Origin of the sequence: Winogradskyella sp. SYSU M77433 (genome assembly GCF_029911945.1) — a bacterium.
Classification (GTDB): domain Bacteria; phylum Bacteroidota; class Bacteroidia; order Flavobacteriales; family Flavobacteriaceae; genus Winogradskyella.
This window is the reverse complement of sequence record NZ_JARYTG010000004.1, coordinates 170,623-196,264: the sequence shown is the minus strand read 5'-3', so window position 1 is coordinate 196,264 and position 25,642 is coordinate 170,623. Positions and strand designations below refer to the sequence as shown.

General features: G+C 34.3%; 26 protein-coding genes. 11 read left to right on the top strand and 15 right to left on the bottom strand.

What is annotated here, in order from left to right:
- The first annotated feature begins 17 nt into the window (after positions 1-17).
- From QGM60_RS09690 to QGM60_RS09665, 6 genes are all read left to right on the top strand, one after another.
- Entirely contained in the window at positions 18-182 is a 165-nt protein-coding gene (locus QGM60_RS09690) for a hypothetical protein (protein WP_281140048.1), read from the top strand.
- A gap of 123 nt (positions 183-305) precedes the next feature.
- Positions 306-1,766, top strand: a complete 1,461-nt coding sequence (locus QGM60_RS09685) for a potassium/proton antiporter (protein WP_281140047.1) — start codon at positions 306-308, stop codon at positions 1,764-1,766.
- A 169-nt stretch (positions 1,767-1,935) separates the two neighbouring features.
- Positions 1,936-2,445 (top strand): DUF3124 domain-containing protein, encoded by a 510-nt coding sequence (locus tag QGM60_RS09680; RefSeq protein ID WP_281140046.1) that lies wholly within the window; start codon positions 1,936-1,938, stop codon positions 2,443-2,445.
- Positions 2,446-2,749: 304 nt separating this feature from the next.
- Positions 2,750-4,123, top strand: coding sequence for an MATE family efflux transporter (locus tag QGM60_RS09675; protein ID WP_281140045.1), 1,374 nt, complete (start codon positions 2,750-2,752; stop codon positions 4,121-4,123).
- Between the two features lie 96 nt (positions 4,124-4,219).
- The gene (locus QGM60_RS09670) at positions 4,220-4,447 is read left to right on the top strand and encodes a hypothetical protein (RefSeq protein WP_281140044.1); all 228 of its coding nucleotides are present in this window, start codon (positions 4,220-4,222) and stop codon (positions 4,445-4,447) included.
- A 14-nt stretch (positions 4,448-4,461) separates the two neighbouring features.
- Complete coding sequence (locus tag QGM60_RS09665) at positions 4,462-5,052, top strand: phosphatase PAP2 family protein (protein WP_281140043.1); 591 nt, start codon at positions 4,462-4,464, stop codon at positions 5,050-5,052.
- A 2-nt stretch (positions 5,053-5,054) separates the two neighbouring features.
- Here the strand turns inward: QGM60_RS09665 and QGM60_RS09660 are convergent, their stop codons facing one another.
- From QGM60_RS09660 to QGM60_RS09640, 5 genes are all read right to left on the bottom strand, one after another.
- Complete coding sequence (locus QGM60_RS09660) at positions 5,055-6,674, bottom strand: glycosyltransferase (RefSeq protein WP_281140042.1); 1,620 nt, start codon at positions 6,672-6,674, stop codon at positions 5,055-5,057.
- The gene (locus QGM60_RS09655) at positions 6,667-7,290 is read right to left on the bottom strand and encodes a lipid-A-disaccharide synthase N-terminal domain-containing protein (RefSeq protein WP_281140041.1); all 624 of its coding nucleotides are present in this window, start codon (positions 7,288-7,290) and stop codon (positions 6,667-6,669) included. The genes QGM60_RS09660 and QGM60_RS09655 overlap by 8 nt, the downstream gene beginning before the upstream one ends.
- Before the next feature lie 10 nt (positions 7,291-7,300).
- Positions 7,301-8,017, bottom strand: coding sequence for a glycosyltransferase (locus QGM60_RS09650; RefSeq protein ID WP_281140040.1), 717 nt, complete (start codon positions 8,015-8,017; stop codon positions 7,301-7,303).
- An 80-nt stretch (positions 8,018-8,097) separates the two neighbouring features.
- Entirely contained in the window at positions 8,098-9,183 is a 1,086-nt protein-coding gene (gene meaB / locus QGM60_RS09645) for a methylmalonyl Co-A mutase-associated GTPase MeaB (RefSeq protein ID WP_281140039.1), read from the bottom strand.
- Between the two features lie 15 nt (positions 9,184-9,198).
- Entirely contained in the window at positions 9,199-9,774 is a 576-nt protein-coding gene (locus tag QGM60_RS09640) for a DUF2911 domain-containing protein (protein ID WP_281140038.1), read from the bottom strand.
- Between the two features lie 280 nt (positions 9,775-10,054).
- On the opposite strand from QGM60_RS09640, the gene QGM60_RS09635 reads away from it, so the two are divergent.
- The 4 genes from QGM60_RS09635 to QGM60_RS09620 all read left to right on the top strand — a co-directional run bounded on the left by QGM60_RS09635 (position 10,055) and on the right by QGM60_RS09620 (position 13,562).
- Positions 10,055-10,612, top strand: a complete 558-nt coding sequence (locus tag QGM60_RS09635) for a sigma-70 family RNA polymerase sigma factor (protein WP_281140281.1) — start codon at positions 10,055-10,057, stop codon at positions 10,610-10,612.
- Positions 10,596-11,171, top strand: coding sequence for a hypothetical protein (locus QGM60_RS09630; RefSeq protein WP_281140037.1), 576 nt, complete (start codon positions 10,596-10,598; stop codon positions 11,169-11,171). Before QGM60_RS09635 ends, QGM60_RS09630 begins: the two co-directional genes overlap by 17 nt.
- 42 nt (positions 11,172-11,213) lie before the next feature.
- Positions 11,214-12,770: a hypothetical protein gene (locus QGM60_RS09625; protein ID WP_281140036.1), complete on the top strand. Its 1,557-nt coding sequence runs from the start codon at positions 11,214-11,216 to the stop codon at positions 12,768-12,770.
- Between the two features lie 96 nt (positions 12,771-12,866).
- Positions 12,867-13,562 carry a peptidoglycan DD-metalloendopeptidase family protein gene (locus QGM60_RS09620; RefSeq protein ID WP_281140035.1) on the top strand — a complete coding sequence of 232 codons (696 nt, stop codon included), beginning with the start codon at positions 12,867-12,869 and terminating at the stop codon, positions 13,560-13,562.
- A gap of 3 nt (positions 13,563-13,565) precedes the next feature.
- On the opposite strand, the gene QGM60_RS09615 is transcribed toward QGM60_RS09620, so the two are convergent.
- The 10 genes from QGM60_RS09615 to QGM60_RS09570 all read right to left on the bottom strand — a co-directional run bounded on the left by QGM60_RS09615 (position 13,566) and on the right by QGM60_RS09570 (position 24,738).
- Positions 13,566-14,852 (bottom strand): APC family permease, encoded by a 1,287-nt coding sequence (locus QGM60_RS09615; protein ID WP_281140034.1) that lies wholly within the window; start codon positions 14,850-14,852, stop codon positions 13,566-13,568.
- Positions 14,853-14,864: 12 nt separating this feature from the next.
- Positions 14,865-15,392 (bottom strand): nuclear transport factor 2 family protein, encoded by a 528-nt coding sequence (locus QGM60_RS09610; protein ID WP_281140033.1) that lies wholly within the window; start codon positions 15,390-15,392, stop codon positions 14,865-14,867.
- The gene (locus tag QGM60_RS09605; protein WP_281140032.1) at positions 15,385-15,798 is read right to left on the bottom strand and encodes a hypothetical protein; all 414 of its coding nucleotides are present in this window, start codon (positions 15,796-15,798) and stop codon (positions 15,385-15,387) included. The genes QGM60_RS09610 and QGM60_RS09605 overlap by 8 nt, the downstream gene beginning before the upstream one ends.
- Positions 15,799-16,010: 212 nt before the next feature.
- Positions 16,011-16,565 (bottom strand): hypothetical protein, encoded by a 555-nt coding sequence (locus QGM60_RS09600; protein ID WP_281140031.1) that lies wholly within the window; start codon positions 16,563-16,565, stop codon positions 16,011-16,013.
- An 84-nt stretch (positions 16,566-16,649) separates the two neighbouring features.
- The gene (gene secA / locus QGM60_RS09595) at positions 16,650-20,009 is read right to left on the bottom strand and encodes a preprotein translocase subunit SecA (protein WP_281140030.1); all 3,360 of its coding nucleotides are present in this window, start codon (positions 20,007-20,009) and stop codon (positions 16,650-16,652) included.
- 170 nt (positions 20,010-20,179) lie between these two features.
- Positions 20,180-20,401 (bottom strand): DUF2795 domain-containing protein, encoded by a 222-nt coding sequence (locus QGM60_RS09590; RefSeq protein ID WP_006989959.1) that lies wholly within the window; start codon positions 20,399-20,401, stop codon positions 20,180-20,182.
- 154 nt (positions 20,402-20,555) lie between these two features.
- Positions 20,556-21,131, bottom strand: coding sequence for a cob(I)yrinic acid a,c-diamide adenosyltransferase (locus tag QGM60_RS09585; protein ID WP_281140029.1), 576 nt, complete (start codon positions 21,129-21,131; stop codon positions 20,556-20,558).
- Between the two features lie 159 nt (positions 21,132-21,290).
- Complete coding sequence (locus tag QGM60_RS09580) at positions 21,291-21,977, bottom strand: ABC transporter ATP-binding protein (RefSeq protein ID WP_281140028.1); 687 nt, start codon at positions 21,975-21,977, stop codon at positions 21,291-21,293.
- Between the two features lie 127 nt (positions 21,978-22,104).
- The gene (locus QGM60_RS09575) at positions 22,105-22,875 is read right to left on the bottom strand and encodes a class I SAM-dependent methyltransferase (RefSeq protein WP_281140027.1); all 771 of its coding nucleotides are present in this window, start codon (positions 22,873-22,875) and stop codon (positions 22,105-22,107) included.
- Positions 22,876-24,738: an ABC-F family ATP-binding cassette domain-containing protein gene (locus tag QGM60_RS09570; RefSeq protein ID WP_281140026.1), complete on the bottom strand. Its 1,863-nt coding sequence runs from the start codon at positions 24,736-24,738 to the stop codon at positions 22,876-22,878.
- A gap of 102 nt (positions 24,739-24,840) precedes the next feature.
- Here QGM60_RS09570 and QGM60_RS09565 point away from each other — a divergent pair, with 102 nt between their 5' ends.
- A complete protein-coding gene (locus QGM60_RS09565; RefSeq protein ID WP_281140025.1) occupies positions 24,841-25,641 on the top strand; it encodes a polysaccharide biosynthesis/export family protein in 801 nt (266 codons plus the stop codon).
- The last annotated feature ends 1 nt before the right edge of the window (position 25,642 follow it).

The following is a 25,642-nucleotide window of genomic DNA, read 5'->3' as shown; positions in this document are numbered from 1 at the left end:
TTTAATATTAGTAATCCATGAAAAAAAACTTACCAGTAATTCTAATTATAGTCAGTGTTATTCTAATTCTTATCAATATTATTACTTTAGAAAAGTTAGACAAAACCTTTTGGACATCCATAACATCTAGTGTGCTTATTATCATCGCTATGATTTTAACTATAAAAGATAGAAAAGGGTAAAATAACAGCTAAGAACTTTACTTTAAATACAGTATTATATTTTATAATTCTTTTAAGGTATCAACACATTGCAACAATTGTAAATGCACTACATTTGTCTTGTCTTAAACGAGATAAAGACTTATGAACTTAACCACCGAAAATATACTTTTAGTAGGCTCAATATTACTTTTTATAAGTATTGTGGTGGGTAAGACATCCTATAGGTTTGGAGTGCCAACCTTACTCTTATTCCTAACAATTGGTATGTTGGCTGGGTCAGATGGTATTGGTGGTATTCAGTTCGATGATCCTAAATTGGCACAGCTCATAGGTATTGTATCACTCAATTTTATATTGTTTTCGGGTGGATTAGATACCAATTGGGATGCGGTAAAACCAGTGCTTAAACAAGGTTTTGCATTATCCACGCTTGGTGTGTTTTTAACAGCAATTACCTTAGGTACTTTTGTATTTTACATCACAGATTTCACCATTTACGAGAGTATGCTCTTAGGATCTATTGTCTCTTCAACTGATGCGGCTGCGGTATTTTCAATCTTACGATCAAAAAATATTGCACTAAAGAACAATCTAAGACCAACTCTAGAGCTCGAAAGTGGTAGTAACGATCCCATGGCTTATGTACTAACTTTAGCATTTTTAACCTTGGTAATCAATCAAGATCAAAGCTTGGTGTCTATAGTACCAATGTTTTTTCAGCAAATGATTTTAGGTGCTATTGCAGGTTTTGGTTTTGGTAAACTAAGTAAGATTGTCATTAACAATATACAATTAGGTTTTGAAGGACTCTATCCTGTTTTGGTAATAGCCTTAATGTTTATCACATTTTCAGCAACGGATTTTGTAGGTGGTAACGGATTTTTGGCTATCTATATTTGTGCAGTGTATTTAGGAAATCAGGATTTAATCCATAAAGGAACCATTCTAAAAATGTTTGATGGTATTGCATGGCTCATGCAAATAGTATTGTTCCTTACGTTAGGTTTATTGGTATTTCCATCTCAAATGATTCCATATATGGGCATCGGATTGCTCATTTCAATATTTTTAATTCTAGTTGCTAGACCTGTAAGTGTATTTGTAAGTCTATTGTTTTTTAAGATGAAACTTAGAAGACGTTTTTATATTTCTTGGGTAGGCTTGCGTGGTGCAGTACCAATTGTATTTGCTACTTATCCTTTGTTGGCAGGAATTGATAAAGCCAATGTAATTTTCAACATTGTATTCTTTATTTCGGTAACCTCTGTTTTAATTCAAGGAACAACATTGTCATTATTTTCAAAATGGTTACATGTAGCTTTACCAGAAGAGATAAAGAAAGTTACAGAGAGCGACCGCTATATATTAAACCTTCCAAAATCCGCAATGGAAGAAATGACGATTTCAGAACATAGCGATGCTGTAAATAAACGAATTGTAGACTTACATTTCCCGAGTACAGCGTTCATCGTTATGATAAAACGAAACAATAAGTATGTGAGACCAGGCGGCGCAACAATCATTGAAGCCAATGATACTTTAGTTATTCTTCTGGATGATAAAGAGAGCTTACTTGAAGTAAGAAGAATACTTTACGGTTAAGCAAGTTTAGTGCTTTAACGGATTTGATCCGTGATACTTTAAGTGACATACAAGGCTTTCGTTGTAAGATAAATAAGAACAACCACAAATTTCATTATTTTGAAATTATTTCTAAAAACTAAATCCAATCCGCTATTTTTGTAATAATGGACTTTAAACCCGTTAGACTATGAAAAAGATTTTCGTTTTGGTATGGTTAGTTTTGGTATGTGTGTCTTGTGAAAATGAAAACAAGCAAGACGAACTCAAAAAAGTCAACTGGAAAAACCGAGTCGCTAAAGTATCTCCAACAGATTCATTAGAAACAGGTGAGTCTTATTTATCCATCTACTCGCAGATCTATAGTTTGTCCCAGCACAAACGTTATAATCTAACAGCTATGGTAAGCCTTAGAAATACGAGTAAAAAAGATACCATTTATTTACTAAAAGCCGATTACTACGATACACATGGCGAACTTATAAAAACCTATTTCGATCAGCCAGTGTACGTATCGCCAATGGAAACCTTGGAAATTGTAATTGATGAAGGTGATATTTCAGGAGGAACAGGTTCTAACTTCCTTTTCGATTGGCAAATACCACAAAACTGTCCAGAACCGCTTTTTGAAGCTGTAATGTCCTCAACAGTAGGCTCACAAGGTTTATCATTTACCACACAAGCCAAACGTATCCAATAAATCTAAGGACGAATTAATATAATTTGATGGTCGCACTGAGCTTAGTGAGAGGAGAAAGCTACTCATAACTTTCATTGAGCATAACTACATTAATCCCGAAAACATATCAAAACATATTAAAAATTAACCATATTTAAATAGTAAGCTCCTTCGGGTCTTATCCGTATCTAAGTCGGGTCTAAAGCGGGTCATATTCGGGTAAGCTATGGATTTTTCTTACACCTTTATTTTTTGAACCAAATTATTGATAAGTTTTATTGAAAATGACATTCAGTTCTAAAGCCTAAAGAACTACTTTTGCAAAATGGTATTGAGCAACTACACAAAAGAATTCAGATACAACCTTAGACTAGCGTCACCAGTGATTTTAGGTATGCTTGGGCATACTTTTGTCAGTTTTATAGACAATGTTATGGTTGGGCAATTAGGTGCAGCAGAGTTGGCTGCAGTGTCTCTAGGTAATAGCTTTATCTTTATAGCTATGTCGCTAGGTATTGGGTTTTCAACGGCCATAACTCCATTAGTTGCAGAAGCCGACACAGAAAAGAACTTTAAAAAAGGAAAACTAGTCTTTAAACACGGTTTATTTCTGTGCACGGTTTTAGGTTTGTTGTTGTTCATAATGTTATTATTTGCTAAGCCTTTAATGCACATCATGGACCAACCTGAAGAAGTAGTAGAGTTAGCTTTACCATATTTAGACTTGGTGGCTTTTTCGTTGGTGCCACTTATCATATTTCAAGCGTTTAAACAGTTTAGTGATGGACTGTCGTTAACCAAATACCCAATGTATGCTACTATTTTAGCCAACGTTATCAATGTCGCCATAAACTATGTACTCATCTTCGGGAAGTTTGGTTTTCCTCAAATGGGTATTGTTGGTGCAGCAGTTGGGACTTTAGTCTCACGTATTGCTATGGTCGCTTTCTTATGGTGGTTACTGGCAAAACGCGACAAGTCGAGTGCCTATGTAACCAATATAAAAATCTTTCAACTTAGTAAGCAACCTATTAGAAAGCTAATCAATTTAGGTTTGCCAAGTGCCATGCAGATGTTTTTTGAGGTTGCAGTGTTTACTGCTGCCATATGGCTAAGCGGTACACTTGGAAAGAATGCTCAAGCGGCTAATCAAATTGCGTTAAACTTAGCATCCATGACTTTTATGGTGGCTATGGGACTTAGTGTAGCGGCAATGATTAGAGTTGGTAACCAAAAAGGCTTAAAAGATTACGTGAATTTAAAACGCATTGCCGAATCTATATTTTTGGTAGGTACCATTTTTGCCATTGTTTTTGCCTTGTTTTTTGTGGTATTTCACGAGTTTTTACCAAAACTGTATGTCGATTTAGATGATCCTACAAACGCAGTAGATACCGCTGAAGTAGTGAAAATTGCAGCCACTTTATTATTGGCTGCGGCAGTATTTCAAATTACGGATAGCTTACAGGTTATAGTTTTAGGTGCACTTCGTGGACTTCAAGACGTTAAAGTGCCAACTATAATCACTTTTATAGCCTATTGGGTGATTGGTTTTCCTATTAGTTATTTCTTAGGAAAAGAAGAAGCGTATGGCAGTTTAGGTATATGGATTGGTTTGTTAGCAGGATTGAGTTCCGCAGCAGTACTATTATTCATAAGATTTCATGTTTTGACCAAAAAGTTAATTGTAAAATCTTAGGTTTTACGATTGTGTTCGTCAGGTCTAAGCAAATTTGTATTTTTGTAATCTTAATAAAAACTTCAAGCGTCTTGCTTCGAACTTCAAATTAAACGAATGGAACTACCAAAATTCATACTTGGCGATAACACCGATTATCCTGATGCTATTTTCATCATTCATACTGAATTCCCTCGATTTATCATTAATTTAGAAAATGATGAGGTAGAGTGGTTTGAAGAATTTGATCAGCATGATCAAAAAGAGCTTGAAACCGAAATGGAAAATTATATTCAACAGGCAACGGATTTCTACGATAGAGAAATTGCCAGATATGATGAATAGTTAAACAAACTTACATGATTGAAAGATTGATAGAGCTCGATCAAGAGCTATTTTTATACCTAAATGGACTTGGAAATGTGTATTGGGATGCTTTTTGGATGGCTTATACAGCCAAGCTACATTGGATTCCACTTTATGCTATCCTTCTGTATTTATTGTACAGACGTTTAGGAACTAAAATGGTGCTTTTAACTATTTTAACAACGGTTTTGATGGTGTCTTTTACAGATCAAATTACCAATCTTTTCAAACATGGTTTTGAACGTTTTAGACCATGTCATCAAGAAGGCATCAAAGAAGTGATGCGTGTTGTTAAAGATGGTTGTGGTGGACGTTTTGGTTTCTTTTCAGGACATTCAAGTAATTCAATGGCACTTGCTATATTAATAGGAATGACACTGCGTGATAAGTACAAATGGATGGTTTATGCGTTAGTCATTTGGGCACTTCTTATGGGCTACAGCCGAATCTACATTGGAGTGCATTATCCTTTAGATGTACTTTGTGGCTGGACTTTCGGAGCGATTTCTGGTTACGGATTCTACAGATTAGATAAATACTTACAATCTAGATTTACGCTTAAAGAAAAAGATAAAGGCATTTAAACCTACTTTCTACTTAATTTATAAAGTTGATTGACTAAACGTTTTTTATAACCTTTTCCTCCTTCTTCAGGAGTGTTGAGGTCGTAAGTTTCAACAAATTCAATAGTATAATAATCTGAAAGTTCTTCAAAAGCTTCAGGTTTTGGCTCGTCAGTTAGTAGAAAAAAGGTGTTTTCAAAAGGTAAGGTGAATCCTTCTTCTGTTCTAATATCAGGAATTTTATCTCCATAATCGTAAATGACCTCAGGAGCAACATAACCTAATCCGTATAAAGGTGTATCATTTGATTTCAAATCTGAAACGGATTTGTAATTAGCTTGTGTGTGGACTTTAGCAATAGGAAGCGCAACAAAACCGACTGTTAGCATGAAAGCTATGGAAAGGTAGAACAGAGACTTTACATTTTTAGACCTTAGATTTTTAAATAGCAATAAGCCAATGCCAAATAGCAATATACCTGTAATAATGAATCTCACTAAGGCTATACCATGAAGTACATCAGAAGAAAAGAAACCTATAATCCAAAATACGCTCGCTACTGTAGCAATAAGTCCAAATTGAAAATACACAGGAAAGGTTTCCTTTTTGTCTTTTAAATTTTTAAACTCACGAATTAAATAGTCAATATAAAAACCAATATTAATCGCCAGAGGAATTAAAACTGGCATTAAATACCTTGATTTTTTTTCTGGGATGATAGACAATAAAATAACAGCCAAAATCGTCCAGAAGAAACTAAATTTATAAGCCTTTAAATCAGAAACTCTAGATTTCAAATACGGATACAATAAACTTATAAAAGCAGGAATGGTCCACAAACCACTTTGTACAAAAAAGCTCCAGTAATAATAAAACGGTCTTACATTATAGCTTCCCCAATTTGAAGTTTCTCTAGTTGCAATTCTAGCAAAAGTTTCAGGATCGGCAACCCGTACATGAAAATACCACCAACCACCTAAAACAATTCCAAAAACAAGAAGGCTAAACAGCTTTAAAAAGTGAAGCACATTGCCTTTAAATCTAAATGCAATACCATAGGAAATAACAAATGGTAAAAACAAAACATAAAGTGATACAGGTCCTTTCGACAATACAGAACCAGCCAAAAATAGAACAAAAAGTAAGCTTCTAACGATGGAAGTTTTTTGTTCTTTGAATAGTATGAATAATTGGTACAAGGCCATAATCATAAAGCCATGGGTGTAAATATCCCAAGGAGCTTCAATGGTAATACCAATAGCATAAAATGAAGTTAAAGCAATAAAACCATTAATTAGGCTGTGTGTTTTAGAAAGTTCAAGTTTTTTAGACAATAGATACACAGAAACACCAATACTCGCAAGAAAGAGTAGAGCAGGCCAACGTAAAGCGAGAACTGAGGTTATGCCAAAAATATATCCAAAAAAAGCTGTGATCCAAGTTGGTAAAGGTGGTTTTTCATATCTAGCTTCGCCATTCATAGTAGTTAAAATCCAGTTATCGTCAGTAAGCATTTCTCTTGCTGAAATAAAATTTCGAGCTTCCATAATACTCACAGGAATGGCATCAATTGTAAAACCAAGCATGATAATTACAAAGAAGATCAAACTAGGTATTGGATATTTTTCTATGTATTTAATCATTGGTTTTTCGAATTAAATAAGCATTTCTAGCATAAATAATCATTCCGAAGAAATGACCAAAAAACAGAACGGGATCTCTTCTAATAATAGCATAGGTTAAAATTAAAGACGCACCAACCAAACTCAAAACCCAAAAACCCAAGGGGAGCGATGATTCTTTTTGTCGTTCGGAGTGAACCCATTGATAAATAAAACGTAAAGTAAAAATCACTTGTGCAAAAACACCAAGAACTAATAACCATGTCGGAATCTCTTCATTTTTGAAGAGCAATTCCATATCTATCTGATTGTTGTTGTAATAAAAAATAACAATAAGAATTGGGACGAAGAATAATAAATATTGAATCAACTTCGGAAATTTCTGCCATTGACCTTGCAACTGTAGATTCCTTATGTAAATAAAATATGTTAAACTCTGACCGAGCATAATGGAAAAATCTAAGCGTAGATAGCCATAAATAAATAATAAAAATGAGGCTATTAGGCTAAGAATCCAAAAGGTAGTTGGTGTAATAACTTTGCGTTGGCGCTCTGAAGTAATCCATTGAATAATCAGCCGAGACGAAAATAAAATCTGAGCTAAAAATCCGATGCTGTAAATAATCCAATCTTTCAAATTACAATAGTTATTTACTAGATTTCTCTACTTCGTAATTGATATACTTTTTCTTCATCCATAGGTAAGCAAAACAATCCATAAGAGGTCCTAAAAGTCTATTCCAAACTCCAAAATTCGCAGTACCAGCAATTCTTGGAAAGTGTCTTACAGGAATTTGGGTAATACGTCCATTTTGTAATAAAATCATTGCAGGAAGAAAACGATGCAAACCTCTAAACATAGGAATACGTTTCGCATAATCCGCTTTGATAACTTTTAAAGGACAACCTGTGTCGTCCATACCATCATGCGTAAAAGCACGTCGTATGCCATTGGCAATTTTAGACGACATATTTTTTACAAAAGAATCTTTTCTGTCAGCTCTAACTCCCGTAACTAATTCATGGGAGTCAATATGCTTTAAGAGCAGATTAAAATCTTCTGGTGAGGTTTGTAAATCAGAATCAATGTAACCGACTAGTTCGCTATCAACATGATCAAAACCAGCTTTTATAGCTGCGCTTAAACCTCTATTTTCTTTAAATGAAATATATTCAAAAGCATCATTACGATTACAAATAGCTTCAATCAATGTCTGACTTTTGTCTTTAGAGCCATCATTTACAAATAAAATTGAAGTAGGAACAATAGCAATATTTAGATAGTTAGAAAGTTCCTTTTCTACACGTTCTAGATTGTCTTCTTCATTGTAAACAGGAACAACTATTGTAAACTTATAGGTCATGCGATAATTAGCTTAGTCAGCACAAAAGTATTGTTTTTTTATTTCACAGCGAAAGACTTCATATCTAAAGCGAATCAGTCTCAATTTGAAAGTCCAAGCAAATAATCCGCTGCTGCAAAAGGAGTAGTTTTTCCTGCTTCAATCAATTCTATTTGAGCCTTTAATTCAGACTTGATTTTAGGAGAATTATAAAAATCAGATTTTAAACGTTCTTCAATGGTTTGTAGTAACCAAAACTTATTCTGGTCATTACGTCTGTGTTCAAAATAACTATTAGAGGTTGTAGTTTCGATATAGCTTTCAACAATATCCCAAACATCAGAAATGCCTTCTTTTTTTAAAGCACTACAGAGTGAGACTTTAGGCGACCAACCCGATTCTTTTTCAGGATACAAATGCAAAGCTCTATTAAATTCTACTTTTGCAGATTTAGCTGCTTTAAGGTTATCTCCATCTGCTTTATTGATAACAATAGCATCAGCCATTTCTATAATACCGCGTTTTATACCTTGTAATTCATCGCCAGCACCAGCTAACTTCAACAGTAAGAAGAAATCAACCATACTGTGTACGGCAGTTTCACTTTGGCCAACACCAACGGTTTCAATAATTATAGTGTCAAAACCAGCAGCTTCACAAAGAATTATGGTTTCTCTAGTTTTTCTAGCAACACCTCCAAGTGAGTTTCCAGAAGGAGAAGGACGAATAAAAGCATTTTTGTCTTTTACCAAATCTTCCATTCGGGTTTTATCTCCAAGAATACTTCCTCTGCTTAAAGTACTACTTGGGTCAACTGCTAAAACAGCGACTTTTTTTCCTTTACCTGTAAGGTAACTTCCTAAAGCTTCAATAAAAGTACTTTTACCCACGCCAGGCACACCTGTAATGCCAATCCTTATAGAGTTATTGGCAAAAGGCAGGCAAGCCGTTATAATATTGTGTGCTTTTTTAGTGTGTTCTAGATTGGTACTTTCTACAAGTGTAATGGCTCTGCTAAGATCCGTAATATTTCCTTTGGTAATACCTTTAACTAACTCATCAGCCGAAGGCTGTTTTCGTCTTTTAGCCTTGATGTTTTTTGCTGAGTTACTGTTGAGGATATCGGGAGATTCCACACCATCCTGTTCGTGCAAAGCAGATTTATATGTGTCTTCTTTTTTAGCCACCTTGCAAAGGTTTTCTTAGGATTTAGTTGCTTCGTAAATAGAAATTGGAATTTCAATTAATGTATCGTCCCAAGCCATGGTGAGTTTTAAATTGCCTGTAGTATTATCGAAAGCAATAGTGAATTTTTCAACTACGGTATCTAAGTCTTCAGAAGGAACTTCAATTTCCATAGCATCATAATTAGGATCCCACATTGGCTCCATTTTCTCGTTAACTCCCCATTCGTATTGTTTAGAGTTAAACATTACCTTCCAAGCGTCTTCCATAGGAACCGTCCAAAGTGTATACTTCCCTTTTCTAAGAACCATGCCTTCAATCATCAGATCTTTATTGGTTTCAAACGTGGTGGCCTCATTAGCACCTGTTCGCCAAACCTCATTATATGGTACTAAAGCACCAAATATGTCACGCTCACGTTTAGACGGTCGGTTGTATTCTACTTTAATATCCAAATCGTTCAAGGATATTTTAGCCGAATCTTTAGGACTCAGACGCTGAGAAAAAATATTCTCTACAAATACAGAATAAACTAATAATCCTAAGGCTACTATAGCCAAGATAATTAAAAGACGTTTTAAGAAGGTGTTCATGTAATGTTATAACAGTTTAGTTCGTTAATTTGATGAAAGTTTAAATATAAATCAAATAGCTAAATTTATAGAATGTAACGCTGATTTTTAAGTAAATCTTATAAAATTGAAAAATTTTGAAATTTTTTGCAACACTCAAAATTTTGTGTCGTCTTTAAGGTGAAATGATTTTAAAATAAGATATGGGAATTCCAAAAAAGCAATATCTTAAATCAATGATCAGGTTCAATAATTTAAATCTCGATTTATCGAGTACAACCAATCAAAAATCGAAACCAAAATTAGTTCATTTCAAATTCATATTGTAGAGAAGTGCAAGCAAAATGATAGGCAAGCACAAATGCAATTGTACAATCAGTATTGTAACGGTATGCTTGTCGTTGCTTTTAGGTTTGTAAAAGATACCATGGAAGCTGAAGATATTGTACAAGAAGCATTTATAAGGGCATTTTCAAAATTAGATCAGTATGAGGCTCAAGTTAGTTTTGGTGCTTGGTTAAAACGTATTGTTGTTAACCGATGTATTGATGTTTTAAAATCGAAACGTAAGAGATTGATAGAGCTCGAAGAGCATCATCTCAGTGTCATAGATACAGATTATGAAAGTGATTGGACAATTGATGATGGTATAAGTATAGAAAATGTAAAACAAGAAATAGAGCAATTACCAGAAAAATACAGATATGTTGTGATGTTGTATTTAATAGAAGGCTATGATCACAAAGAAATCTCTGAAATATTAAACATTTCGGAAGTAGCCTCTAGAACACAACTATCTCGAGGAAAACAAAAATTGCTAAACAAATTAAAATTGCAGAAAAATGGCACAAGATCTTAGGAAATTATTTAATGAAGAGGCAAAGGATCAGAACGTGAAAATGTCTGAAGGACATGAAGCACGCTTTTTACAAAAGCTAGATAAAGCTTTGCCAGAGGATAAAAAATCATCCAACCGTTTTGGGTTTTTCAATATTGCGGCAAGTGTTGTGGTGCTGTTAGGGCTGAGTTTTGGAGCTTACAAATATTTTCAAAAGCCAACTACAGTAATTCCTAAAACACCAGAAAAAGTTGTGACTAATGAGATAAAGAGTCTAGGAGATGTCTCTCCAGATCTTAAGAAAGTAGAAGATTACTACCTCGCAAGTATCAATTTAGAGTTGTCTAAAGTAAAATTAACTCCAGCAAATAAAGAATTGTTTGATGGTTATGTACTTCGTCTCAAAGAATTGAATGACGAGTATGACAGGCTAACCGTAGAGTTAACAGAAAATGGACCAAATGAAGAAACTTTAGATGCTTTAATAGATAATCTTAAATTCCGATTAAACCTTGTGATGCGATTAAAAGAAAAACTTCAAGAGTTTAATGATGAAAGTTATAATCAAGTAAACGCATAAATTCAATCATAAATCAAAAAACGAACAGTTAAATCAAAAATCATGAACAAAATTAGAATTTTAGTATTGTGTCTTATAACCACATTTGGTTATGCACAGAAAAAGTTGAACAAAACATCACAATCCGTTAAGGTTAATAAAGATGTTGTTGTAGACTTAAATACAAGTTATGTAGAAATAGAAATCGACACTTGGAATAAAGATGTTGTTGAGGTAGAAGCGTATTTGGAGAGTTCAAAATTATCTGAGGAAGAGTTAAAAAAAGCATTAGCAGCTTGGAATTTAACCATAGATGGCTCTAGTGATAAAGTGGTAATTTCCTCATCAGGAGGTCGAAGTTTTGGCCTGCATAATGAAGGAGATTACTCTGTGCTTTTGAAGGATTTAGAATTTGAATTGGCAAATATTCCTGATATTCCAGAAATACCTGAGTTGCCAGATTTACCAGAAATGGCCGAATTTCCAGCAATGCCAAAAATGCCAAAGTTACCAGAATTGCCAAGTGGTATAAAAGCTGTTCATTTTGATTACGAAAGATATCAAGAAGAAGGCGAAAAGTACTTAGCAGAGTGGAGCAAAAAGTATGAAGAAAAAGGAGGTAAAGAACTTCAAAAACGTATGGAAGCGTGGGCTAAAAAATTTAGTGAATCGGGTTACCAAGAAAAAATGGAAAAATGGGGAGAAGAATTCGCAAAAAGTTTTGAAGGGGAATGGGCTAAGGATATGGAAAAATGGGGAGAAAAGTTTGGTGAAAAGTATGGTAAAGACATGGAGAAATGGGGAGAGGAATTCGGTGAGAAATTTGGTGAAGAATGGGCTGAAAAGATGGAAGCTTGGGGAGAGCGTTTTGGAAAACAAATGGAAGAGCATGCTAAAGCTATGGAAAAGAGAACTGAAGCTATGGCAAAACGCCAAGAAGAGCAAGCAAAGCGACATGAAGAACGTGCAAAGCGCCAAGAAGAAATGGCTCACAGAAGAGCAACTACGTTAAGAAGTAGAGCAGATTTTGGTAGCAATAGTAATGTTAAAAAAGTCATCAAGATTAAGATTCCAAAAAAGGCTAAACTTAAGACCAACATAAGACATGGTGAGTTAAAACTGTCTTCTGTAATATATAATATGAAAGGGGAATTATCTCATTCGTATTTGGTAGCAGAACACATTGATGGAGGAGATACCTCCATCAATGTATCTTATTCTCCTGTGGTTATAAATAATTGGAATTTAGGAACACTAAATCTCAATTTTGTAGACAAGGCACAGATAACAAAAGCAACACATTTGGTATTGAATTCAAAATCGTCTAATGTTAATATAGTTCAGTTATCAGATACGGGAATTATTGATGGGAGTTTTGGTGATTTGACGATTTCTGATCTTACATCTACATTCAAAAATTTAAATTTAGTTCTGGAGAATAGTGATGCTTTGGTAAACTTGCCAAAAAACATCAATTATAGTCTGTACTTTAAAGGTAACAGATCTAAGTATAATAATCAGTCGACAACACAGAAGACAGTTCGTAATTATCCTGATGGACAATCTTCAGGTGGAAATATCATTGTAAATGCTAAGTTTAGTAATGTAATTATGAATTAAACTTGGATTCAGTTCCATAAATGGTACTGATCAAAATTTTATTTCCTTTGTTGTTTCCATAAAGTAGATTTGTAATTTTATGGAAATTTTATTTTTATGTCCTTTTCTTCTTTTGAAACCTTTTTAAAGTCTTTAAATCCCTTTCCTGTTCTAGGAAAACATATTTCAAAAGAATCCTACATTCCTTTAGACTTATCCATTCATAATACCGAATTACAAACGGTTGATTTATCGTCTTCTTCAGATTTAGAAACCTATATCTGGCATTTTATGAAAGCTCAAAATGCTAAAGTGGCTTATGGAGGCTATTTAGAGCAAAGGGGAATTTATCAGCGTAGTGATTATTTTAATGCAAGTCAGACTGAGCAAAGTCAACAAGAAGAACGAAATATCCATTTGGGAATCGATCTTTGGATTGAAGCTGGTTCACCAATTTATGCACCTCTCAGAGGAGAAATACATAGTTTTAAAAATAATACCAACTATGGCGATTATGGCCCAACTATAATTTTAAAACACCATATAGAAGGCAAAACGTTCTACACACTTTATGGACATTTAAGCTTGGATTCTATTGAACATTTAAAGGTAGGAGTAGAAGTGAAGCAAGGCGAACAAATTGCGACTTTAGGTAAGGCTGAAGTTAATGGAGATTATCCACCACATTTACATTTTCAGATCATTAAAGATATTCAGGATTATATAGGTGATTATCCAGGTGTCAGTAGTGCAAAGGATTTAGAGTTCTACAAAACGAATTGCCCAGATGCTAATTGGCTTCTGCGACTTTGATTCTTAATTGTTTTTCTTCTTTTCTGAAGTTTTGAAAATCCATTCTACAACAAAGCAAAGTTCTATAATTCCTATAGAAACTAAAACTCCTGTTAGATTAGATTGGTATTGTTGGTGAATAAGAATAACTAATGCTGCAAGACACAGAATAAAGCCTAAAAACGGAATCATTTTATGACTTTTCGTGTCCTTGGCGCATTTATAGCCGACTAAATTCACGATACCAAAAATCAAAATAAACCCGACACTTCCAGCGGTAGAAATACTTTCTAGGTCTAAAATATTCACCAATACTAAAGTCGCAATGGCAGTGATGAGTAAACCAATGGGTTGATTCCAAAATTTAGATAAGAAGTGGTTTGGTAATTCATCATCTTCAGCAATTTCGAAGTTGACACGACTTCCTCCATATAAAGAAGCATTAATAGCGGAAAATGTAGATATCAAAGCAGCAATGGTAATAATGGTAAATCCAATTTGCCCTAACATAGGTTTAGCAGCTTCAGCTAAAACATAGTCTTCAGCTTTTGCAATTTTATCAAAAGGAAGTGAGCCAACCGTTACAATGGCAATTATGATATAAAGTACAATGACAAATAATACCGAGTAATAATAAGCTCTAGGAATATTCTTCTCAGGATTAACAATATCTGGAGCAGCATTAGCAATAAGTTCAAAACCCTCATAGGCTACAAAAATTACCATGCCAGCGGCAAACAATTGTACTGGATTTTCCCAATTGGATATGGCTAACTGGGAAAGACTTTCATTGCCTATAAGACCATAAGCACCAATACCTATAAAGCCAAGAAGTATGACTAATTTTATGATTACGGCATAAGATTCAATTTTACCAACTATAGCAATACTGTAGTAATTAATGATGGTTGCAAATACAATAATTGCACTAGCATAAATATGAAAATCAATAGTCTTGTTACTAGTAATTTCTAATAAATTTGGTGCATAAGATCCAAATGCTGAAGCGTATAAAGACAGCATAATAATGTAGCTTATCCAAAGCAGATTATTAATGGCTCCACTAAAAATAGAAATGCCAAACCCTTGATTAATAAACTTAACGGTTCCTCCTCTGTCAGGATATTTTTGAGAGAGTTTTACATAACTGTAGGATGTAATTAAAGCCAAAGCTCCTGCAAAAAGAAAGGCAACAGGTGTACCACCTTGAGCTATAGAAACAGCCAGACCCAAAACGGCAAAAATTCCACCACCAACCATACCACCAATACCAATGGAAATAGCTTCTTTTAAATTTATTTTGTCAGACATTGAGCTGCTCGTTTAGTTCTTTAGAAATTCATCAAAATCGTCAATTGCAAAAGCTTTATTATAATCTGCTTCTCCGATAGTTCCATTTTCAGAAGAATCGTAGTCTAAAGTGATTTTCCAATGATCATCTCTTTTCTTCATGATAACATGAAATTGTCCATAGTAGGACTCTTCATTCTTAGTTCCTTTATTGCGTGTTAGCTTATATATGCCGCGTTCACTAGCAGTAGTATTAGTATTGAGACGTTCAAAAAAGCGCAATGAAATCTCACTAATTTGATGACTTTCTTTATCACGTTGAAAACCAATTTTATAATTATTGATGTAGGTGTCATAATCTAAAATTCGTTGACCACCCGAAATACGCACTAAGTCTTTGGCATGAATATCTGCCATCAGAGTATAATCTAACGTTTCAAAAGCCTTATAGAATTTTTGCCAAGTCTCATTGATAGCCTTAAGATTTTCTAGGCTTTGAGCTTCAATAGATGTATTGCTAAAGAACAATAATATCAATATGAAAATGGGTTTTTTATACATTTTTAGTAGTGATTCGTTTTTGAGCTAAGGTTTTTCCAATAAAGAATCCGGCTATAGTAAGAATACCATCATTTAATGTAAACCACAGTTCCTTAGGAAGCAAAATGATATTAAAAACTGTTGCGGCAAGCATAAATACTCCAACAATATAACTTGGTATCATGCTCTTTTTTGAAATTAAAGCAGCAACCAACATTCCCACAACTATTCCTGCAAAATGGGCAATAACAACAAAGACTTTAGAACCTACAGGAATTTTATCCATATTGTTTTTTATCCATTCCATATCCATAGCTTGAGCACCTTCCGGAAGCGGAAATAGGTTATGACCTATAAGCGTTTCGAAAATATAAACCGTTACTGAAGCAGCTATTAAGCCAACGATTGTTGCTAATACATTTTTCATAATTTTAGTTGTTTAGTTAGTGTTATCAAGGTAATAAAAAAATCCTGATGGTTTAGCATCAGGATTTTTTAGATTCTGAAACAAATCCAGTGTGATAGTTAAGAATGACAAGCCTTTTATTTCGCCAGTTTGAGTGAATTTTATGATAGGAATGAATAAAATAAGTATTTCGATAAGCTCGGCAGAACTATCGAGAATTTTTAAAAAGCACATCATTCACACTCAGCCTGCGTAACTTTATTTTTCCATTGTATCCAATATTCTTGTAAGCCTTCTTTTGTAGTTTTTAAGTCGCTGATGTCTAATTCTTGGCCATTCATTAAAGCTCCTTTTAGTTGTTCTTTTCTTTGGGAAAGAGCAGGAGTGTGGTTCCAACCACCAACATGATCAAAAGAGGTAAACGCATCACAATTTTTATCTACTTTTTTAAAAGGAATAGACAGATAGTAAGTTACCATACCAGAACCCATACCTTCTGTAGTCATTACAATTTTAGAGAAATCTACTTTACTATAGTTACCAGCTTTGTATAAGGCTTTTAGTTGATCCCCAACTTTAGCGGACATGCTATTTGAGAATTGATGCGCTACATCATTACCATTTATAAATTCTTTGCCTATATATGTGCCTTGGCAGTTATTGTCTGTACAGGTGATTGTGTTTTTTTGAGTTTGATTAGTTGTTTGGTTTTTCTTTGGGTTGTGTAAAGAAACAGTGATAGTAATTAGTGCGATAAGATGGATCGATAAAAATTTTAAGTATTTCATAACTCTAAAATAAAAAATCCTGATGGTTTGCATCAGGAATTTAGATCCTGAAATAAATTCAGGATGACAATATTTGTTTAAGGTTTAGTCGTTAACCAAAACCCATTCGCCTTTGTCGATTAAAGGAATAGCTTGTTTGTATTTTACTTCTTTACTTTCGCCACTCATTACATGCTTAATGGTAACTTTATCATTACGACCAATTTTTGGTTGCTCTCTAACAATAGTTTCAACGACTTGTTGCTGTTGACGTGAAGCTCCTTGTCCTGCAGCTCTGCTTTGAGCAGCGCGTTCGTCCATATTAGGGATTTCCTCTTTCTGAGTTTCAAGCTTCTCTTGCTTACGTTTTTTAGCTTCTTGAATCGTATCAGCCGTTTCTTGAGGAATTTCACCTTTAAATAAGAATGAAATTACATCTTTATTCACTTGGTCAATCATACTTTTGAAAAGCTCAAAAGCTTCAAACTTATAGATTAACAACGGATCTTTTTGCTCATGTACCGCTAACTGAACAGATTGTTTTAACTCATCCATTTTACGTAAATGTGTTTTCCAAGCGTCATCTACAATGGCTAACGTAATGTTCTTTTCAAAATCATTGATAAGCTGCGTTCCTTTGGTTTCGTAGGCTTTTTCTAAATCAGTAACCACTTGAAGGTTTTTAACCCCATCCGTAAAAGGTACAACGATACGCTTAAATCTATCACGTTGTGTATTGTAAACATTCTCAATAACTGGGAATGCTAAATCAGCAGCACGCTGCATCTTTTCACGATAGTGTTTAAAGGCTTCTTTATAAATCTTACCAGCAATTTCTTGAGCTCCCATTTTTGCAAATTCGGCTTCAGAAATTGGTGATGGCATTGAGAAATAACGAATCAATTCAAATTCAAAGTTCTTGAAATCGTTAGCATCTTTATTACTGATAGCAATACCTTCAGACGTATCAAAAATCATGTTTGCTAAATCCACACGAAGACGTTCTCCATGTAAGGCATGACGACGACGTTTATAAACCACCTCACGTTGTGCATTCATAACATCATCATATTCTAACAAACGCTTACGAACTCCAAAGTTGTTTTCTTCTACTTTTTTCTGAGCACGCTCAATAGACTTAGAAATCATGGAATGTTGAATTACTTCACCTTCCTTAAGTCCCATTCTATCCATCATTTTAGCAATACGCTCAGAACCGAATAAACGCATTAAGTTATCTTCTAGAGATACGTAGAATTGCGAACTTCCTGGATCTCCTTGACGACCAGAACGACCACGTAGCTGTCTATCTACACGACGAGAGTCATGACGCTCCGTACCAATGATGGCTAATCCTCCAGCTTCTTTTACTTCTTTACTCAATTTAATGTCGGTACCACGACCAGCCATGTTGGTAGCAATGGTAACTTGACCAGCATTACCTGCTAAAGCTACAATTTCAGCTTCTCGTTTGTGCTGTTTCGCGTTAAGTACGTTGTGAGGGATCTTACGAATACTCAACATTTTACCTAATAGCTCAGAAATTTCAACATTTGTTGTACCAATAAGTACTGGTCTTCCTGCATTAGAAAGGCTTACTACCTCGTCAATTACAGCATTATATTTTTCACGTTTTGTTTTATAAACTAAATCGTCTTTATCGTCTCTGGCAATTGGTCTGTTAGTTGGAATTTCAACCACATCCAATTTGTAGATTTCCCAAAACTCACCAGCTTCAGTAACCGCAGTACCTGTCATACCAGACAGTTTACGGTACATTCTAAAGTAATTTTGAAGGGTAACAGTTGCAAAAGTTTGCGTAGCTGCTTCAATCTTTACGTTTTCTTTAGCTTCAATAGCTTGGTGAAGACCGTCAGAATAACGACGACCGTCCATAATACGACCAGTTTGCTCATCTACAATCATTACTTTGTTGTCCATAACAACATATTGTACGTCTTTTTCAAAAAGAGCATACGCTTTAAGTAATTGATTTAAAGTATGAATACGTTCCGATTTTACACCGAAATCTCTAAATAAGTCTTCCTTAAGATTTGCTTCATCTTCAGAAGATAAACCTTGACTTTCAATTTTAGCAATTTCAGTTCCCATTTCTGGCATCACGAAGAAATTAGGATCATCTTCACCTGAAAGGAAATCAACACCTTTATCAGTTAATTCAACTTGATTGTTTTTTTCATCGATAACATAATAAAGCTCTGCATCAATTTTGTGCATTTCTCTGTTGTTATCTTGCATGTAGAAGTTTTCAGTTTTTTGAAGTAATTGTTTGATACCTTCTTCACTCAAAAACTTAATTAAAGCTTTATTTTTAGGAATACCTCTGTAAACACGCAACAGTTGGAAACCACCTTCTTTAGTATCTCCTTCTGCGATTAATTTTTTAGCTTCTGCTAATACACCAACTAAATACTTGCGTTGTACTTCTTCAATTTGCTGAACTTTTGGCTTCAGTGCATCAAATTCATGTTCATCACCTTTTGGAACAGGACCAGAAATAATTAATGGTGTACGTGCATCATCAACCAAAACAGAATCCACCTCATCCACAATAGCATAATGGTGTGGGCGTTGTACTAAATCTTCTGGTGAATGTGCCATGTTATCACGTAAGTAATCGAAACCAAATTCGTTGTTAGTTCCGTAAGTGATATCTGCATTGTAAGCTTTGCGACGTGCATCAGAGTTTGGTCTGTGGTAATCGATACAATCTACACTCAATCCATGGAATTGGAAGATTGGTGCCATCCAAGCGCTATCACGTTTTGCTAAGTAATCGTTTACTGTTACAAGGTGAACACCTTTACCAGCAAGAGCATTAAGATATACAGGAAGTGTAGCCACTAATGTTTTACCTTCACCAGTTTGCATCTCGGCAATTTTACCTTGGTGCATTGCAATACCACCAATAAGCTGAACATCATAGTGAATCATGTCCCAAGTGATTGGCTTACCTGCAGCATCCCAAGAATTGGCCCAAACAGCTTTGTCGCCATCTAGCGTTACATAATCGTTTTCACCAGAAACCTCACGGTCAAAAGCGTTTGCAGTAACTTCGATTTCTGTATTATGTACAAAACGTTTAGCTGTTTCTTTAACCACAGCAAAAGCCTCAGGAAGTATGTCGTTTAAGACGTCTTCTGTAACTTCATAAATCTCATCTTCGATTTTATCTGCTTCAAGGTAGATGTCCTCGCGTTCATCAATATCTTCGGTGTTTTCAGCTTTAGCTAAAAGTTCGTTTTGCTTTTCTAAAAGTGGTTTGCGAGCTTCGGCAATCTTTTCTTTAAACTCAATAGTTTTTGCTCTTAGTTCGTCGTGAGATAAGGCTTCCAGTGCACTTTCAAACGTTTTTATTTTATCTACGATTGGTGTTATAGCACTAACGTCTTGTTTGGATTTGTCACCAACAAAAACCTTTAGTACTTTGTCTAATATACCCATGTTATATGTGTTGTAACGGTTTGATTGATGTCAAAACCGTGTATTAATTTCAGTAAAATTTGGCTAGCAATAATGTGCTAGAAGTTGTATCGAATTACAAGAATTCGAAAATAAAAAAAAGTCTCTTAGTTAAGATAACGCAAGAGACTTTTTTATACTATTTTTATATGTTAATATTCGTCCTCGTTCCAGAGGTAATCTTCGTCAGTTGGATAGTCTGGCCAAATCTCTTCAATAGAATCATACGAATCTCCTTCGTCTTCTATTGATTGTAAATTTTCTACAACTTCTAAAGGTGCTCCAGTTCTAATTGCATAGTCTATAAGCTCGTCTTTTGTTGCTGGCCAAGGTGCATCACTTAAATAAGATGCTAATTCTAATGTCCAATACATTTGCGTTGTGGTTTTAAATTTTTGCAAAAATAATTTTTTAGTTGAATTATTCAAGAAAAAATTAAATTAATTATTCATTAATAAAAAGAACGTACAATGTTTTCAGTTTTTAGGTCTAAAAATTGAAATATTCTTAATCAGTAAGCTAAAAGTTTTAAGAATCCTTTCTAGGAATCCATTTTATTTCTTCAGCTTGCAAGTCATGTGACAACTTCCGTGCCAATACAAAAAGATAGTCAGATAGTCTATTGATATACATTAATGTTTCAGGTTGGAAAGGCTCTAGGTCATTGAGATGCGATGCTAAACGCTCAGCTCTACGGCAAACCGTACGTGCTATGTGACAGAATGACACAGTTTGATGACCACCAGGTAAAACGAAGTGTGTCATTGGAGGTAATTCGGTTTCCATGGCGTCCATTTGTTTTTCTAGGAGTTCAATATCTTCTGAAGATATTTTTGGAATCTTTAGGCGTTGTTCACCATTTTTTAAGGTTGCTTTTTCTGGGTCGGTTGCTAAAATAGCTCCGATAGTAAATAAGCGATCTTGAATTTCCATTAACGTGTTTTTGTATAATGGATTAATCTCTTGATCTCTAATTAAGCCAATGTGAGAGTTAAGTTCGTCAATAGTACCGTAACTTTCTATTCTGATATGATGCTTAGGTACTCTTGTCCCACCAAATAGAGCAGTGGTACCTTTGTCACCTGTTTTTGTGTATACTTTCATAGAAACAAAGTTACAAGTTAAAAGTTGTAAAGTGAAAAGTTGGTTGAATTGTTTATATATTGAATTGTGTATGAGGTTAACTGTTTATTCGTTGAGTTGTCAAGAAATTTATGGGTTATGGCCTTTATGAATTTATATGATAGTTTGTTTTACTAACAACTAATTATAAGTATCACTTTCAATTAGCCCATCACGTAAACGGATAACACGTTTGGCATGTTCTGCAATTTCTTCTTCGTGTGTTACCATAATTACAGTATTACCAGATGCATGAATTTGATCAAATAAAGCCATAATCTCAGTTCCAGTTTTAGAATCTAAATTTCCAGTTGGCTCATCCGCTAAAATTATAGACGGTTTGTTAACCAAAGCTCTACCAACAGCAACACGCTGACGTTGTCCACCAGAAAGCTGGTTAGGTTTATGATCCATACGATCTGCTAAACCAACATCAGTCAAAACTTCTGCTGCACGTTCTTCACGTTCTTTTTTAGATTTTCCAGCATATACCATTGGTAATGCCACATTATCTAAAGCCGTGGTTCTTGGTAACAAATTGAACGTTTGAAAAACAAAACCTATTTCCGTATTTCGGATATCAGCTAGTTCATCATCGGTCATTTGGCTTACATCTTTACCGTTTAGAATATAACTTCCGGCAGTAGGTGTGTCTAAACAACCCAATAGATTCATAAGTGTAGATTTTCCTGAGCCTGATGGACCCATGATGGCTACATATTCACCACGTTTAATGTCTAAATCTATACCTTTTAAAACATGAACGGTTTCTTGTCCTAATTTAAAATCTCTTATGATATTTCTTATTTCGATGACATTGTCACTCATACTAATTTGCAATTTAAAAGAGGTTTCGACTGCGCTCAACCTGACATGGAAAAGATGATTTAAATCCTTTGCAAGATAAAGAATTTAAAAATCTGTTTGTGAGTTAGACGTTAAAGTTATGGAGTTGTTACAGTCTAATTTTAAAATGTTCTTCAACTTGTTCTCGTCTAAAAAACACAAAACCTAAGTGAAAGCAATCTACAGTTACACTAACAGAATTGTGATTTTTTATGTATTCCCATGCCTCGCTCATGCCTTTAGACCAATAGATGTCATCAAAAATAAAAACCGAATCGTTATGTGCTTTAGGTAAAAGTGATTCAAAATATTTGATGGTGGCTTTTTTGTTGTGATGACCGTCAAAATAAATGCAATCAAAATTATCTTGATCTAAGTTTTTAATTTCAGATGAAAAAGATTCTGACTTAAAACTTACATTCTTAACCTTTAATTTATTCAATTGTGATTCGGTATAAGATGAAGTGTTTTTGCAACCTTCAACTGTTATGATTTTAGAGTTTTCATTGCCAAGTGCAAAAGCATAAGTTCCCACGCCTAAAGATGTGCCTAGTTCTAAAACATTTTTGAAATTGAAGTATTTTGAAATTCTAAAAAGTAACTCGGCTTCCTTTTTTGAGCTACTTGAGGTTTTTACCATAGCACTGACTTTTCGCTTTTTGGAATCTAAAACTTTTGAGCCTTCCCCTAAATCTGTGATGTCTAATTCAACTTTTGAGGTTTTTAGAATGTTTCTGTAGTACTTTAATTTTGAATAGGCTTCATATTTCTTTTTATCGTATAGACATTTGGTAACAAATTCATATACAAAAGGTGAATGTACACCATGTTGGTTGGTAGCGGTAAATAGAAACTTTATGTAGGAAATGAGTTGGTACATTTACCCTTCTAACTTTTTAGAAAGTTCAAACCAACGCAATTCTTTTTCTTCAATAGTATCTAATATCGCTTGAAGTTCTTGTGAGAGTTTATTGATATCATCTTGAGATAAATCAGGATTGTTGAATTTAGCTTCTAAAGCCACTTTATCTAATTCTAACGAACGAATTTTAGATTCTAGATTTTTGTATTCCTTTTGTTCGTTATATGAAAGTTTGTTGGCTTCATTTTGTTTAATAGCTTCGGTATTTACTGTCTTCTCTACGGTTTCAACTTGTTTTGGTTGACTGCTGTCGTAAGCTCTAAAATCTGAGTAATTCCCAGGGAAATCTTCAATAACACCTTCACCTCTGAATACAAATAGATGATCTACAATCTTATCCATAAAATAGCGGTCGTGGGATACCACTAAAAGCACTCCAGGGAAATCCATTAGAAAATCTTCGAGGACATTTAAAGTCACAATATCCAAATCATTTGTTGGCTCATCGAGAATTAAGACGTTCGGATTCTGAATTAAAACCGTACATAAATATAGGCGCTTTTGTTCGCCGCCGCTTAGTTTTTCAACGAAGTCGTATTGCTTTTTACGATCGAACAAAAATCGTTCTAGTAACTGCTGAGCACTTATTTGGCGACCTTTTGCCAGAGGAATGTAGTCTCCAAACTGACGGATAACATCGATAACCTTTTGTTCTGGTTTTACGGTAATACCACCTTGAGTATAATACCCGATTTTTACGGTTTCACCAATAACTATTTTACCACCATCAGCGTTTAAACTGCCGGTAAGAAGATTTAAAAATGTAGATTTTCCTGTACCGTTTTTGCCAATAATACCAATACGTTCTCCTTTTTTAAAAGTATAATCAAAGCCGTCTAAAATGGTTTTTTCTTTGAAGGATTTAAAAACATTATGAAACTCTATAATTTTGCTGCCAAGACGTTCCATATTGATTTCTAATTGAACTTGGTGATCTTTTCTGCGTTGATGGGCTTTTTTCTTTATTTCAAAAAAATCATCAATTCTACTTTTAGATTTAGTGGTACGCGCTTTTGGTTGGCGACGCATCCAGTCGAGTTCTTTTTTATAAAGTTGTTTGGCTTTACCGACTTCAGAAGTTTCGCTCTCTATTCTAGCTTCTTTCTTTTCTAAATAATAGGAATAATTGCCTTTATAGGTGTATAATTCACCATGATCTAATTCAATGATTTCATTACAAACACGCTCAAGAAAATAACGGTCGTGAGTGACCATAAAAAGGGTTTGCTGATTTTTTGCAAAATAGTCCTCTAGCCATTCAATCATTTCAAGATCGAGATGGTTGGTAGGCTCATCTAATATTAATATGTCAGGTTTGCTTAGTAACGCTTGAGCAAGCGCTAAACGTTTTTTTTGTCCACCAGAGAGTGTAGAGACTTTCTTAGATAAATCATCTAGCTTTAATTGTGATAATGCTTGTTGGTATTGTGTTTCAAACTCCCAAGCATTGTTGCGGTCCATAGCTTCAAAAGCTTTTTGATAAGCTTCTGTGTCTTCAGGATTTTTTAGAGCTTTTTCGTAAGCTTCAATCGTTTTTAGAATGGGTATATCTGAAGCAAAAATGGTTTCTTCAATAGTGAGTTTAGGATCTAAATCTGGTTCTTGATCTAAAAAAGCAAGTCGAAGCCCTTTTCTAATCACAATTTGACCATCATCAGGAGTATCCTTTCCAGATAAAATATTGAGAATAGAAGTCTTACCACTTCCGTTTTTGGCAACGAACGCAATCTTTTGGTCTTTATGAATGCTGAATGACAAATCTTTAAAGAGTACAAGCTCTCCGTAAGATTTTGATATGTTTTCTACGTTAAGATAATTCAAACTGTATTTTTTGCAAAGAACGTAAATAAACCAAAAAGAATATCAATAGTTTTGTTATTGATGTTGATACATTATATTTGTCTGTAAACATCTATTATAAGCATGAAGCGTCTAAAGCTTTTAATTATTCTTTTGAGTTGTATTGTTATTAGTTCTTGTATTCCTCACAAAGATACAATCTACCTTCAAAATAAGGAAAATGCAACAAATGATACTATCCAAAATAATCTTAGTGAAGTTCAGAAACCGTATAGGGTTCAGGTGAATGACATACTCAATGTAAGGGTAAAAGCGTTAGATCAGGAAACGGTTGAGATTTTAAATCCAATAGGGGAAGGTAATTTAAATGCAAGTGGTGAAGAGCGTGCTTATTTTGATGGTTTTACTGTAGATAATCATGGTAATATTAGAGTGCCTACTTTGGGATATATTAATGTTTTGGGCTTTACTACTGAAGAGATTGAAAAAATGATTGAGAAAAAACTTTTAGATGAGCAATTTAAAAGTACAGCTAGCATTTTTGTCACTGTGAAGTTGGCAGGCTTAAGATTCACAGCCAATGGAGAAATAGGAAGACCTGGAACAGTTGTTATTTTTAAGGATCGTGTAAATATTTTTGAGGCTATTGCGAATGCAGGTGAGATTCCTATAACTGGAAATAAAAAGGATGTTTTGATTATAAGACAATATCCACAAGGACAAAAAATTCATCATTTAGATCTTACTAATATAGATGTGATGAAGTCACCTTATTATTATATTCAACCTAATGATATTATCTATGTTAAACCCTTGAAGCAGAAATCTCTGGGAACAGGGGAAACTGCAGTTTCAAGTTTAGCTACACTTGCTACTATAGCTTCTTTGATGACATCTGCGATTCTAATTTTTACAAGACTTTAAT